A 13,225-nucleotide genomic window follows, 5' to 3' on the forward strand; every position below is an offset into this window, starting at 1 on the left:
AGACGGGCCCGTTGCTACTGATCGTCGCCCGGACGGGGCGGAAGACTGTCCATGAAGGAGCTCACGGAGAAGACCGCACGCCCTGCCCCCGGCGGCCCGTAGCCGGGGGGCGAACTCAGCCCGAACTCCTCCATGGTCGCGCGGTAGGCGTCGAGCAGGCGGATGTGGTACTCCAGCGGCGCCCCGTCCGGATTGGTCCTGCCGAGCGGGGTGGTGGGTTCCGGGCACCAGGTGGTGAAGCGCGGGGTGATGCCGTGCGACATGAAGAACCGCAGGCCTTCGGTGGTCGATTCGATGGCTTCCTTCACCGTCGTGAAGCCGAAGGGTTCGGCCATCTCCACACCCGCGACGAAGTTGGGGATGACATTGCGCGGACCGAAGACCTCCGCGGAGTCCAGGATTCGGCGGTGCCACTCGTCACGGCCCACGTAACGCTCCTTGCCGGGGCAGTAGAGCTCGAAGAGCCGACGGTCCCACACCTCGTAGTTGGGGTGGTAGATCTGGATGCCGTAGTCGTGGAAGCGCTGCACGTCGGCCTTGGGCAGAGCCTGGGCGACGACCTTGCCGATCCAGCGGCCGGGGAAACGCTCCTCGATGGCCTTGGCGTACTGCCCGTAGAAATCGGCCTCGTCACGGCCCCCGATGTGGGAGGTGATCGCACCGCCGGTGAGGGTGTAGGCGGTGGACGTCTTCGCGGTGTCGTACTTGTCGATGATGGCCAGCGCCTCCAGGACCTCTTCCACCGGCTTCACACCGGTGTAGGGGCGTCCCGCCGCCTTGTGCTGGCGCCAGTTGTGGTTGATGTCGCAGTACTGGCACTCCTCCTTCGCCCCGAAATACTGGCAGACCCGGAAGACCGTCAGGTAGACGAGGTAGCCCCACTGGATGGTGGGCGCGACCTCCATCACGGACTTGCCGTTCTCCAGGGTGTGCCGGTAGTAGTCCGGCATCGGCGGCAAGCCGACGTCGGAGATCCGCCGGCCGTCGAGGTAGAGCCCGAGCACGCCGTCGTCATCGGCAGCGACGCGGTACGGGGACGCCGGATTGACCCGTACCGACACCACCGTCCTGCGCAGTTCGTACGGGCCTCCGGTGAGCACGATCTCCTCCGGCGGACGCCGGAGCGCGGCAGCGCCCAGCTCGGGGAGGGTTCCGTGGTCGAACGAGAAGATGAAGTACGACTTCGGCTTGACCTCGCCGCTCTCGTTGTCGCTGAGCGCGGACTCGTCGAACGCGACGCCGCCGCGCAGCAGATCCTCCTTGATGACGGCTTCCCGGGGCACGTGCGGGAACTGCTTCATCAGCCGCTCGATCAGGTGGGTGCGGCTCCCGTCGGCGCGATTCCGCTCCGTGCGGCTGAGGTCGGTACTGCTGGACATGTGCGGGACTCCTCGGTCCGGTCGTCGAAGGCGTTCCGGGGACGCCGCAGTGTGCAACGAACCACGGGCTCCGGTGGTGCCCCACGGCCGAGGCCGGTTCCCCCGGGCGCGGCGCGAATGGTGTCCGGGTGGCCGAGGGCGGCGCCCGGCTACGGAATCAGCGCTTCCAGTGCGTGGGGCGACTCAGCGACGGCGGGAGCCTCGTCGCCACGTCACCCCTGGCCGCGTTGAGCTGCGCCTGCGTGAGAAAGAGGCTTCCGGTGAGGTCGGCGCCGGACAGGTCGGCATCCCTGAAGTCGGCCCCGATCAGATCGGCCAGACGCAGATCGGCACCCGTGAGGTCCGCCGCGATGAGATACGCACCGCGCAGATCGGCGCCTCGGAGATCGGCGCCCTTGAGCCTGGCGCCGATGAGGTCGGCGCCACGGTGGTCGCGCTTCTTCCTGCGGGGCGCCGTGGCTCGGACGAGTGTGCTGGTACGGAGCAGGAGGGCGGCGACGTCGTCACGGTGGGCTGCCACGTCCAGCTCTGTGAACGCGTCGGCCGGGAGGTGGGTGAGGCGCTCCGTCTCGTCGAGGCTGCGACGGATCTCCCCGTGGAGGGAGCGTGCTGATTCCAGGGACAGCGCTTCCGTCAGGTACCAAAGGAGCTCATGGAGCTGTCGCATGACGGGGAACACCTGGAACATCTGCTGCGCGGTCCCGGAGGCCCGGCGCCAGTCCTGCCCGCCGAAGGTCTCCATGGAAACCCTCTGACCGGCTCCGAAACAGTCGTAGACGGTGCAGCCCTGGAAGCCTTGGGTCCTCAGTTCGGTGTGAATGCCGCAGCGGAAGTCCTCCCGCAGGTTGTGGCAGGGCTTTCCGGCATCCTTGTCGATCGCGAAGTCCGCGGACCGGGTCAGGGTCAGTGCGACGCAGCACAGGCCGAAGCAATTCGCACAGTCGGCGCGAAGCGCGTCACGGTCGGCGCCGGGGCCTTGGACATGGTCGGGCACGGTGCGTGAATCCTCCGGGCTGTGGAAGGGGTACGGAACTTCCGGACGGTCAACCCTAGCGGGATTCGTCACCCGTACGCGCCGATTTCATGATCGCTCCTGGGTGCTCCAGCACCCGCAGCGTCCTTCTCGCTCTGTCACTTCAGCGAAAAGAGCGCCTCTTCATGCCTGCACGTCCGTTGTCCGGCTTCTCGTCCCCTTCTGCCTCCCGCCGGGATTCGCTGCTGCGCGGACTGGTCGTCGCCCTTCTCCTTCCGCTGCTCACGCTCGCGGGCAGTGCGCTGCTCACCCCTGGGACGGCTCTGGCCGCCCCTGTCTCCGCACCGTCGGCCGGCGTCGTGCACTCGACCGTGTCCGATCCGGCTTCGCCGTGCACCAACAGCGATCCGGTCGTCTGCTCGATCCGGGAGATGCCCCCGAACAATGGGTGCGGGCGCGCGACATCCGGATCCGCTACCGCGAGTTGCTCGACTCCATGGAGCGGGTGGAAGACCGGATGCGCGCCGAAGGCCGTTCGGACGAGGAGATCGCCCACGTACTGGTCGCCATGCGCTTTCCAGGAGGTGTCCACGGACGTGGCGCACTCACCAGTCGGCAACATCCCTGCCCGGCGTGTACTCACGGATCCGGCCGCCTTCGACGCATGGAAGAAGATGGGCCTCTTCGCCGACGCGGACATGGTGTTGCTCGGCCGGGTCGACACCCCATGCACCGGGGGCGACGCCGAGGCCGAACTCGTGCGCGACTGCTTCGAGCGGGCGGGCGCGACGTGGGCCGTTGTCCCCACGGACCAGTAGGAAGCCAATGCGTTGCTCCAGGCGCGGCGGCAGGCCTACCCGGCATTCGAACGGCTCGGCTCGGCCCGGTCCTGACCGAGGACGGCTGTGTGCCGCGGACGGCCCTGCCCGAGATGCCGGCCCGGATCGAGAGGACAGCGGCCCGGCACGACGCTCCGCGGCGCTGGGCATGCACCACGCGGTGAAAGCTGCGCTCGACCCGCACGGCATCCTCAACCCGGGCAAGATCCTCGGCCGCGTCGGGTCGCCGCCGTCCGGTGAAGGGGACACGTCGCAGGTGTGACCGGGGGGCCGTCGGGTTCGGTGGTATCGGCATGATTCGGGCCGACCGACCGGTCCCATCGCCGCTGTCAGTGGGTCGACGCACACTGGCAGCAGTACGGCACGGGCGGAGGGGCGCTGATGGACAACGAGAACGGGACGGGTTTCGAACCGGCCACCGGGGACGGACCGACGGCGGCGGTACCGGACGAGAGGCGGGCCGCTGCGGTTCGTACGGCGTTCGAGGGAATGCTGCAGATCCGTCGGCTGACGAACACCGGGCTCGGCAGTCCGGAGAGCGTACCCGCACGATGGGAGACCCTCCGGCCGATACGGGCCATCGCCCTGGCCCTGGAGGCATCGGGTCTGGCCGCCTCGGGCGTTGACGAGTCAGGACTGCGGATCGCGACGGGCTATCGCCTGGAGCACGGCGAGTCGGCGGGCAGCGTGAGGGTCGAGTGGCTCGGCCCGCCCGGCAGCGGGGCCGCCCACACGGAGGAGAGCGAGTTGGCCCGGTGCGCCGCTGTGCTGCGGGAGTTGGGCTGGACGGTGTTGCTGTACCGCGGGCCACGCCGAAGAAGGTTTCTGGAGGTCGAGCCACCGGCCGGTGTCGGACCATCGAACGGCGACTAGTGCCCCTCGTTCGGATCAGGTCGGCTCGCGTGCCCGGCACCGCGTCGCATGGACCGGCATTGTCAGACCCATGGGGGATGCTGGTGGGTCCGACACCTCTGACCGGGAGATGCTGAGATGCGCAATGACGAACTCGCCGCGGCCCAGGCGTATGTCCGGCTGCTGCAGGCCACTCGGGCGGCGCTCGCGGAGCCTGACGAAGGTCCCTTGTACATGCCTTTGCTCGCCTCGCCGATCGCGGAGGCCGACGGCGCGCTGGAGCGTGCGGGGCTCTGCGGCAACGAATCCCGGTTCTTCGATCTGGTGCGCTCGCTTCAACCGAGCATGTCAGGCGGCGGTCGCTGAACGCACCCGTCGAACAAGGCCGCTGGACGGCATCGCCGTCGCGATGTCCTCCGGCGCCGGACGGACCGGGCAGGGCCGGCCTCGTCCGGCGGTCTGCGGACGAGGAGACGACGGCCCGAGAACGGCCGTCGGTCGAACCGTTCCAGGGGCTGCCGGTCCTGAGCCATCGCGCCGTCGCTCTTCACCTCGTCTCGCCGATGCACCACCGTGCTCCGAATCGAGTCGACGAGCCCTGCACCCTCTGAGCCGTCCCGAGCGCGATCGACAGCGATCGGCCCGGACCGAACCCGCCGCGCGGCCGGCTCCCCGCCGCACCTGCTGAGCGCATGCTGAATTGATTCAAGCCCGCGAGAAGAAACCGGAGAACACACACTCGACCGTTGACTTGAGGCTTGACTGAAAGCCAACCGCAAACCTAGCGTACGTTCTGGATGAAACGATTCATACACCGTCCGAACGACCACGGTCGCTGGATGACTCCGCTTGCGAGGTGTTCATGTCTGATGTGTCGGCCGTCAAGGCGGCCCTGAAGTCCCAGGTGATCGAGACGCCGTCGTGGGGATACGGAAACTCCGGGACGCGGTTCAAGGTGTTCGCACAGCCGGGAGTGCCTCGCGACCCGTTCGAGAAGCTGGAGGACGCGGCACAGGTGAACGCGTTCACGGGTGTGGCTCCGAAGGTGTCGCTGCACATCCCGTGGGACAGGGTCGAGGACTACTCCGCACTCACCCGACGCGCCGCCGATCTCGGGCTGCGGATCGGCGCGATCAATTCCAACGTCTTCCAGGACGACGACTACAAGCTGGGGTCGGTCACGCATCCCGACCCGAAGGTACGGCGCAAGGCCACGGACCATCTGCTCGAATGCGTCGACATCATGGACGCGACCGGTTCCCCCGATCTCAAACTCTGGTTCTCCGACGGCACGAACTATCCCGGCCAGGATGACATCGTGGCCCGTCAGGACCGACTCGCCGAGGCATTGGCCGAGGTGTACGGGCGGCTGGCCGACGACCAGCGGATGCTCCTGGAGTACAAGCTGTTCGAGCCCGCGTTCTACACGACGGACGTACCGGACTGGGGCACGGCGTACGCACACTGCCTCGACCTCGGCCCAAAGGCTCAGGTGGTCGTGGACACCGGACACCACGCGCCGGGCACCAACATCGAGTTCATCGTGGCATTCCTGCTGCGTGCGGGGAGACTCGGCGCGTTCGACTTCAACTCACGGTTCTACGCGGACGACGATCTGATGGTCGGCGCCGCCGATCCGTTCCAGTTGTTCCGGATCATGCACGAGGTGGTGAAGAACGGCGGCATGAAGTCCGAGACGAACGTCAACTTCATGCTCGACCAGTGCCACAACATCGAAGCGAAGATTCCTGCCGTGATCCGGTCGGTCGCCAATGTGCAGGAAGCGACCGCCAAGGCCTTGCTCATCGACATGGACACACTGAGCACCGCTCAGCGATCCGGCGACGTCCTGGCCGCGAACGGCGTCCTGATGGACGCGTACAACACCGACGTCCGACCGCTGCTCGCCGAGGTACGTGAGGAGCTCGGCCTGGCCGGAGATCCGTTCGCCGCGTATCTCGCCTCAGGCAATCAGGAGCGCATCGCCTCCGCGCGGGTCGGTGGCGTGCAAGCCGGCTGGGGCGCCTGAGCGCCGGCCCTCTCCCCCGTACGCCCGTACACACGCCCGCACGGTTCCGTCCGACTGCGACCACGAAGGAATCCCATGACGTCCGCGACGCACCCCGAAGTCGCCGCCCTCCTGGAGCGAGCCCATCGGCTCGGATCCGACGCCCGCAACACCAACTACGCGGGGGGCAACACGTCCGTCAAGGCCACCGGCACCGACCCCGTCACCGGCGGCGAGACCGAGCTGCTGTGGGTCAAAGGATCCGGAGGCGATCTCGGCACGCTCACCGAGGCAGGTCTCGCCGTGCTGCGCCTGGACCGGGTCCGCGCCCTCAAGACCGTGTATCCGGGGGTGGAGCGCGAGGACGAGATGGTGTCCGCGTTCGACTACTGCCTGCACGGCAAGGGCGGTGCCGCGCCCTCCATCGACACGGCGATGCACGCGCTGGTCGACGCCGCGCACATCGATCATCTGCACCCGGACTCCGGAATCGCGCTGGCGTGTTCTGCCGACGGCGAGAAGCTCACGGCGGAGTGTTTCGGTGACAAGGTGGCCTGGGTGGGCTGGCGCAGACCCGGGTTCCAGCTCGGCCTGGACATCGCTGCCGTCAGGGCGGCCAACCCGCGGGCCGTCGGTGTGATCCTCGGTGGCCATGGCATCACGGCCTGGGGCGAGACCTCGGACGAGTGTGAGCGCAACGCTCTCTGGATGATCCGCACAGCCGAGACATTCCTTCAGGAACGTGGCCGGGCGGAGCCGTTCGGGCCCGTGTGGGCGGGCCGGGAGCCCCTCGCTGCGGATCAGCGCCGCGAACGTGCCGCCGCGCTCGCACCGCTGATCCGCTCTCTGGCTTCCACCGACCGTCCGCAGGTGGGCCACTTCACCGACGCCGAGCCCGTCCTGGACTTCCTGTCCCGTACCGAGCACCCACGACTCGCCTCGCTCGGCACGTCGTGCCCGGATCACTTCCTTCGGACGAAGGTCGGCCCGCTCGTCCTCGACCTGCCCGCGGACGCCCCACCGGCCGAGGCTGCAACGCGCCTGAAGGAGCTGCACGGCCAGTACCGGGAGGCGTATCGCGCGTACTACGAGCGTCATGCCGCTCCCGCCTCCCCCGCGATGCGCGGCGCGGACCCGGCGATCGTGCTGGTGCCCGGAGTCGGCATGTTCTCCTTCGGCAAGGACAAACAGACCGCTCGGGTCGCCGGGGAGTTCTACCTCAATGCCATCAACGTGATGCGTGGCGCCGAGGCCGTGTCGACGTACACGCCGATCGAGGAGTCCGAGAAGTTCCGGATCGAGTACTGGGAACTGGAGGAGGCCAAGCTGCGCCGGATGCCCGAGGCCAAGCCGCTGGCCACCCGGGTGGCGCTGGTCACGGGGGCGGGGTCCGGCATCGGCAGGGCCATCGCGCACCGGCTGGTCGCGGAAGGGGCCTGTGTCGTCGTCGCCGACGTCGACACACGGAGCGCCGCCTCGGTGGCGCAGGAGCTCGGCGGGCCGGACAGGGCCGTCGCGGTGACCGTCGACGTGACGAGCGAGGAGCAGATCGCCGAGGCGTTCAAGAGCGCGGTGCTGGCCTTCGGCGGTGTGGATCTGGTCGTGAACAACGCCGGCATCTCCATCTCGAAGCCGCTGCTCGAAACCACGGCCCGGGACTGGGACCTCCAGCACACCATCATGGCGCGCGGATCGTTCCTCGTCTCGCGTGAGGCCGCGCGGGTGATGCGGGAGCAGAACCTCGGCGGCGACATCGTCTACATCACGTCGAAGAACGCGGTGTTCGCCGGCCCGAACAACATCGCCTACTCGGCGACGAAGGCCGATCAGGCTCACCAGGTACGGCTTTTGGCCGCCGAGTTGGGCGAGCACGGGATCCGGGTGAACGGCGTCAACCCCGACGGGGTGGTACGTGGATCGGGAATCTTCGCGGGTGGCTGGGGTGCCCAGCGTGCGGCCACGTACGGCATCGAGGAGGAAAAGCTCGGCGAGTTCTACGCCCGACGCACCATCCTCAAGCGCGAGGTGCTCCCGGAGCACGTCGCGAACGCCGTCTTCGCGCTGACCGGCGGGCACCTCACGCACACGACCGGCCTCCACATCCCTGTGGACGCCGGTGTGGCCGCGGCGTTCCTTCGATGACCTCTCCCGCTCCGACGACCCGGATGAGAGTTCCATGCCTGTGACGTCACGAAGCGGCACGGTCTTCGCGGCCGTGGACCTCGGTGCCACCAGCGGCCGGGTGATCACCGGCCGGGCCGGGCCCGACGAGCTCGTGCTGACCGAGGCGCACCGCTTTCCCAATGTCCCGGTCCGGCTGCCGGACGGGCTGCGGTGGGACGTGCTCGCCCTGTACCAGGGGATGCTGGACGGTCTGCGGACGGCGGCGCGTGGCGGGCCGCTCACCTCGATCGGCATCGATACCTGGGCGGTCGACTACGGCCTCCTCGATGCCGACGGAGCGCTGCTCGGGTTGCCGTTCCACTACCGCGACAGCCGTAACGGCAAGGCCGTCGAGCAGGTGCTGTCCGAATGCGGGGCGCAGGAGCTGTATGCCGTCAACGGGCTGCAGCATCTGCCGTTCAACACGGTGTTCCAGCTCGCGGCACATCGTGCGAGTGCCCAGTGGGGTGCGGCACGGACGATGCTGCTGATCCCCGACCTCATGGTGCACTGGCTGACCGGCACGCTGGGCGCGGAGCTCACCAACGCCTCGACGACCGGTCTGTTGGACGCGTCCGCCGGGGCCTGGTCCGATGCGTTGATCGGGCGGCTGGGTCTGGAGCGTTCCCGGTTTCCCGCGTTGCGTGAGCCGGGTGAACCGGCGGGGACACTGTTGCCGCATGTTGCCGAGTACACCGGCCTTCCCGCCAGTACGCCGGTGACGACCGTCGCCTCGCACGACACGGCGTCGGCGGTCGCCTCCGTGCCCGCGACCGAGCCCGGATTCGCCTACGTGTCCTGCGGTACATGGTCGTTGGCCGGCCTGGAGCTGTCGGCTCCGGTGCTGACGGAGGAGTCCCGGGCGGCGAACTTCACCAATGAGCGCGGGGTGGACGGCACCATCCGTCACCTCCGCAACATCATGGGCCTGTGGCTGCTTGAGGAGTGCCGCCGCGCCTGGGGCAGGCGGGGGACGGCTCCGGGCCTGGCGGAACTGCTCGCGGAAGCGGTCCGTGCGAGGCCGTTCGCCGCGGTGATCGACCCCGACGACGAGATGTTCCTCGCCCCGGGTGACATGCCGTCGCGGATCGACGCCCACCTCGTGCGGAGCGGGCAGATGCCGCCCGACAGTCCTGGCGGGTATGTGCGATGTGTACTGGAGAGCCTGGCCCTGGCTCATCGAAGGACGCTGCGGCAGGCCGCCGGGCTGGCGGGGCGGGAACTGAACCGGATCCATCTCGTCGGCGGGGGGTCGCGCAACGCGCTGTTGTGTCAGTGGACCGCCGACGCCACCGGGCTGCCCGTCACGGCCGGTCCGGCCGAGGCGACAGCGCTCGGCAACATCCTGCTGCAGGCGCGCGCCCATGGCCTGGTGGGCGACCTCATGGACATGCGACGTCTCGTCGCGCGGACCCAGGAATTGCGCCATTACACCCCTCAGGGAGATCAGCGGGCCTGGGACCGGGCTGCCGCAAGGCTGGCACCCGTCCGAGCCCTGGACGCCCGGGCGGCGGCCCCTGCCTCCTCCGTGGACACCCGGGCCCTCGATGGACGACGAAGGAAGGAAGCTCATGACTGATGTCTCTTCCGCCGTGCCCGGCGGCGCGCTCGCCCGCACGGCGCGACGTCGCACCCGCGTCGGTCTGGTTTCCGGTGGACTCGGCGCGTACTGGCCACAGTTCCCCGGTCTCCTCGACCGGCTGCGGAAATCCGCGCGCTTCGTGACCGGACGCTTCGAGGAGCTGGGTTGCGAGGTCGTCGACGCAGGCTTCATCTCCGACCCTCCGGAGGCCGCCACGGCGGCCGAACGGCTGCGCAGGGCCGACTGCGACATCGTCGTGACGTTCCTGACGACGTACCTCACGGCCTCGATGATCCTTCCCATCGCCCAGCGCACCCACACCCCGGTACTGGTCATCGACCTCCAGCCGACCGAAGCGATGGACCACGCCGACACCGACACGGGCAGATGGCTGGCCTACTGCGGACAGTGCCCGTTGCCGGAGATCGCCAATGTGTTCCGGCGCAGCGGCATTCCCTTCCGCTCCGTATCCGGCCATCTGCGCGACGAGAACGCCTGGAGCCGCATCCGCCGCTGGATCTCCGCCGCGCGGGTGCGGGGCGCGATGCGGCACGGCCGGCACGGGCTGATGGGCCACCTCTATCCCGGGATGCTCGATGTCTCCACTGATATGACGCTGGTCTCGGCCCAGTTCGGCGGGCATGTCGAAGTCCTCGAATTCGACGACCTGCGGGTCCGCGTCACCGACGTGACGGACGAGGAGGCGGTCGAGCGCGTCGCGGTGGCGCGTACGGTCTTCACGCTCGACGACTCCGTCGACGAGGACGATCTCGCCTGGGCCGCCCGGGTGTCGGTCGGACTGGACCGGCTCGTCGAGGACTTCGGACTCGACAGCCTCGCGTACTACCACCGTGGGCTGGAGGGTGAGATCCACGAACGGCTCGGCGCAGGCATGATCCTCGGCGCGTCGCTGCTGACGGCCCGGGGCATCCCGATGGCCGGGGAGTACGAGCTGCGCACCAGCCTCGCCATGCTGATCGCCGACACCATCGGCGCCGGCGGCTCCTTCACCGAGCTCCAGGCCCTCAACTTCCGCGACCGCGTCGTCGAGATGGGCCACGACGGCCCCGCCCACCTCGCGATCAGCGCCAAGGATCCGCTGCTGCGGGGGCTGGGTGTCTTCCACGGCAAGCGCGGGTGGGGCGTCAGCGTCGAGTTCGACGTCAAGCACGGCCCCGTCACCACGTTCGGTATCGGTCAGGAAGCCGACGGCACCTTCGCGTTCGTCGCCTCCGAGGGCGAAGTCGTCCCGGGACCTCTGCTGGAGATCGGCAACACCACCTCCCGCGTCGATTTCGGCTTCGACCCCGGTGAGTGGACCGATGCCTGGTCCGCGACCGGCATCGGTCATCACTGGACGCTCTGCACCGGTCACCGTGCCAAGGAGCTCAGGGCCGCGGCCGACCTGCTCGGTCTGCCGTTCCGTACCGTCACCCGCCCGAACGATCTCTGAGCCGGTCCGCGGTCCCCGCCGCCCCCCATCCGTTCCGGTCCTCGCCATCCGTTCCGGTGCCTCGAGCCCCGTCGCGGATCGTCTCGGTCTCAGTCCGTCACACGGGAGGCGATGTCCAGGCCGAGTTCACGGTCACCCAACGGCGCGAAGAACCGCGCGACGTCGGCCTCGGTGACCTCGGCCAGGCCGGCCGGGCTCCACCGAGGACTGCGGTCCTTGTCGATGATCTGGGCACGTACGCCCTCCACCAGGTCGGGCCGGGTGAAGGCGGTGCAGGACGTCCGGTACTCCTGGTCGAGCACCGCTTCCAGGCTGTCGAGCCGTCGGGCCCTGCGCAGGGCCGCGAGGGTCACCTTGAGCGCGGTGGGTGACTTGGCCAGGATCGTTTCGGCGGACTCCTTGGCGGCGGGGACACCGCTGTTGTCGAGCCGGTCGAGGATCTCCTCGACGGAATCGGCCGCATAACAGGAATCGATCCACTCCCGGTGCGTGACCAGTTCACCTTCCGGCGCGGGTGCGGCATGGCGCCGGACGGTCTCCTCGACCTCGGCTGCCGTTCCGCACGCGGCGAGTTCCGTGGTGAGCCCGGCAAGGATCTGCGACGGCACGAAGTGGTCGGCGAGCCCGCAGAGCAGCGCGTCACTCGCGCCGACCGCGTCCGCGGTGAGCGCGAGATGGGTACCGAGCTCGCCGGGCGCGGCGCTGAGCAGGTGCGTCCCACCCACATCGGGGACGAAGCCGATACCGGTCTCGGGCATGGCGATGCGCGAGCGTTCGGTGACGACACGGACGTCGCCGTGGGCCGAAACACCGACGCCACCACCCATCACGATGCCGTCCATGATCGCGACGTACGGCTTGGGGAACCGCGCGATGCGGGCGTTGAGCCGGTACTCGTCGCGCCAGAAGTCCAACGATGCACCGCCGCCCGCGCGGGCGTCCTCGTGGATCGACCGGATGTCGCCCCCGGCACAGAGGCCGCGCTCCCCGGCTCCGGTGATCAGGACGGCGGCGACGGTGTCGTCGGCCTCGGCTTCGGCGAGTGCTTCGTCGATGCGCAGCACCATGGCGTGGTTCAGCGCGTTGAGGGCGCGCGGGCGGTTGAGGGTGATGTGGCGGATGCGTCCCTCGGTGTGCAGCAGAACAGGATCTTCGTGGTTCATGAATGCGCTCCGGTCAGCCCCTGTACGGTATCGCCCGCCGCTCGCGGACGATCTTCCGTTGTCATTCTGCGGGGCACGTCGTGGGACCGGGCAACGGGGGTGCGAAGGCCGTCCGTGCCGGGCGTCGCCCCGTTCCCACCGGGGTCCGCCTGGCAGCCCGCCGGAACCGGCTCGACAATTGAGGCACCCGTGCGGGCCGCGTCGGCCCGGCAGCCCCGGCGGACGATCTCCGGAGCAGGAATGACCGATCACGACCGGCAACCGAGCGCCCCCGTCCCGTCCCGCCCGCTGAGCGAGAAGGGACACCACGGCGAGACCGCGACGGCAGAGCGGCTCGTCATGAATCGGACAGGCAGTTTCGAGTGGGACCTGGACGCCCACACGCTCGACATCGACGACGCGGGGCTGCTGGTATTCGGCCTGGACCCCTTGGAGGTACTGCCCGAGCCCACTCGCCGGGTCCGGCTGTCGGTTCAGGATCGCTCAAGTGTCTGGCCGAGACGCCGCAGTCCGGGCGAGACCGCGACGTCGGGGCGCGGCCTGTTGCTCCTTGACGCCGTCACCACTCGTTGGGGTGTCGAGCCCCGCGGCGAGGGAAAGGCGGTCTGGTGCGAGATCGGGCCCTCGACACCGCCGGACTCCGCTCGGCCACGGCCCGCGGAACGGGCGTGACGAGAACGAGGAGGGGTGGGGGGGCCCCCCCCCCCCGCGGGCCCCCCCCCCCCCCCCCCCCCCCGCCCGGGGGGCGGGCCCCCCCCCCGGGGGGGGGGCGCCGGTTGGGGGGGGCGGGGGGGGCCCCGCGCCCCAGAACCG

At 69.3% G+C, this 13,225-nt stretch carries 11 protein-coding genes and 1 pseudogene; 9 read left to right on the forward strand and 3 right to left on the reverse strand.

Features of this window, described 5'->3' with window-relative positions; translation table 11 throughout:
- Positions 1-14: 14 nt before the first annotated feature.
- Both ACIQCZ_RS31960 and ACIQCZ_RS31965 read right to left on the reverse strand, forming a co-directional pair.
- Positions 15-1,379: a radical SAM protein gene (locus ACIQCZ_RS31960; protein WP_402287457.1), complete on the reverse strand. Its 1,365-nt coding sequence runs from the start codon at positions 1,377-1,379 to the stop codon at positions 15-17.
- Between the two features lie 157 nt (positions 1,380-1,536).
- Positions 1,537-2,373 carry a pentapeptide repeat-containing protein gene (locus tag ACIQCZ_RS31965; RefSeq protein ID WP_402287458.1) on the reverse strand — a complete coding sequence of 279 codons (837 nt, stop codon included), beginning with the start codon at positions 2,371-2,373 and terminating at the stop codon, positions 1,537-1,539.
- Positions 2,374-2,948: 575 nt separating this feature from the next.
- On the opposite strand from ACIQCZ_RS31965, the gene ACIQCZ_RS31970 reads away from it, so the two are divergent.
- From ACIQCZ_RS31970 to ACIQCZ_RS32005, 8 genes are all read left to right on the forward strand, one after another.
- Complete coding sequence (locus ACIQCZ_RS31970) at positions 2,949-3,170, forward strand: hypothetical protein (protein WP_402287460.1); 222 nt, start codon at positions 2,949-2,951, stop codon at positions 3,168-3,170.
- A gap of 169 nt (positions 3,171-3,339) precedes the next feature.
- Positions 3,340-3,453 carry an FAD-linked oxidase C-terminal domain-containing protein gene (locus tag ACIQCZ_RS31975; protein ID WP_402287463.1) on the forward strand — a complete coding sequence of 38 codons (114 nt, stop codon included), beginning with the start codon at positions 3,340-3,342 and terminating at the stop codon, positions 3,451-3,453.
- A gap of 119 nt (positions 3,454-3,572) precedes the next feature.
- The gene (locus ACIQCZ_RS31980; RefSeq protein ID WP_402287464.1) at positions 3,573-4,064 is read left to right on the forward strand and encodes a hypothetical protein; all 492 of its coding nucleotides are present in this window, start codon (positions 3,573-3,575) and stop codon (positions 4,062-4,064) included.
- Between the two features lie 117 nt (positions 4,065-4,181).
- The gene (locus tag ACIQCZ_RS31985) at positions 4,182-4,409 is read left to right on the forward strand and encodes a hypothetical protein (protein WP_402287466.1); all 228 of its coding nucleotides are present in this window, start codon (positions 4,182-4,184) and stop codon (positions 4,407-4,409) included.
- A gap of 496 nt (positions 4,410-4,905) precedes the next feature.
- Entirely contained in the window at positions 4,906-6,072 is a 1,167-nt protein-coding gene (gene rhaI / locus ACIQCZ_RS31990; RefSeq protein ID WP_402287469.1) for an L-rhamnose isomerase, read from the forward strand.
- A 75-nt stretch (positions 6,073-6,147) separates the two neighbouring features.
- Positions 6,148-8,193, forward strand: a complete 2,046-nt coding sequence (locus tag ACIQCZ_RS31995) for a bifunctional aldolase/short-chain dehydrogenase (RefSeq protein ID WP_402287471.1) — start codon at positions 6,148-6,150, stop codon at positions 8,191-8,193.
- Positions 8,194-8,227: 34 nt separating this feature from the next.
- Positions 8,228-9,793: a rhamnulokinase family protein gene (locus ACIQCZ_RS32000; protein ID WP_402287473.1), complete on the forward strand. Its 1,566-nt coding sequence runs from the start codon at positions 8,228-8,230 to the stop codon at positions 9,791-9,793.
- Complete coding sequence (locus ACIQCZ_RS32005) at positions 9,786-11,249, forward strand: arabinose isomerase (RefSeq protein ID WP_402287476.1); 1,464 nt, start codon at positions 9,786-9,788, stop codon at positions 11,247-11,249. Before ACIQCZ_RS32000 ends, ACIQCZ_RS32005 begins: the two co-directional genes overlap by 8 nt.
- A gap of 89 nt (positions 11,250-11,338) precedes the next feature.
- Here the strand turns inward: ACIQCZ_RS32005 and ACIQCZ_RS32010 are convergent, their stop codons facing one another.
- Entirely contained in the window at positions 11,339-12,412 is a 1,074-nt protein-coding gene (locus ACIQCZ_RS32010) for an enoyl-CoA hydratase/isomerase family protein (RefSeq protein WP_402287478.1), read from the reverse strand.
- A gap of 429 nt (positions 12,413-12,841) precedes the next feature.
- Between ACIQCZ_RS32010 and ACIQCZ_RS32015 the strand changes: the two are divergent.
- Positions 12,842-13,084 (forward strand): annotated as a pseudogene (locus tag ACIQCZ_RS32015) (ATP-binding protein); the annotation flags it as partial.
- Between the last annotated feature and the right edge of the window lie 141 nt (positions 13,085-13,225).

The sequence above is a fragment of the Streptomyces sp. NPDC093149 genome, from assembly GCF_044754145.1.
In the GTDB taxonomy this organism is placed as follows: Bacteria; Actinomycetota; Actinomycetes; order Streptomycetales; family Streptomycetaceae; genus Streptomyces.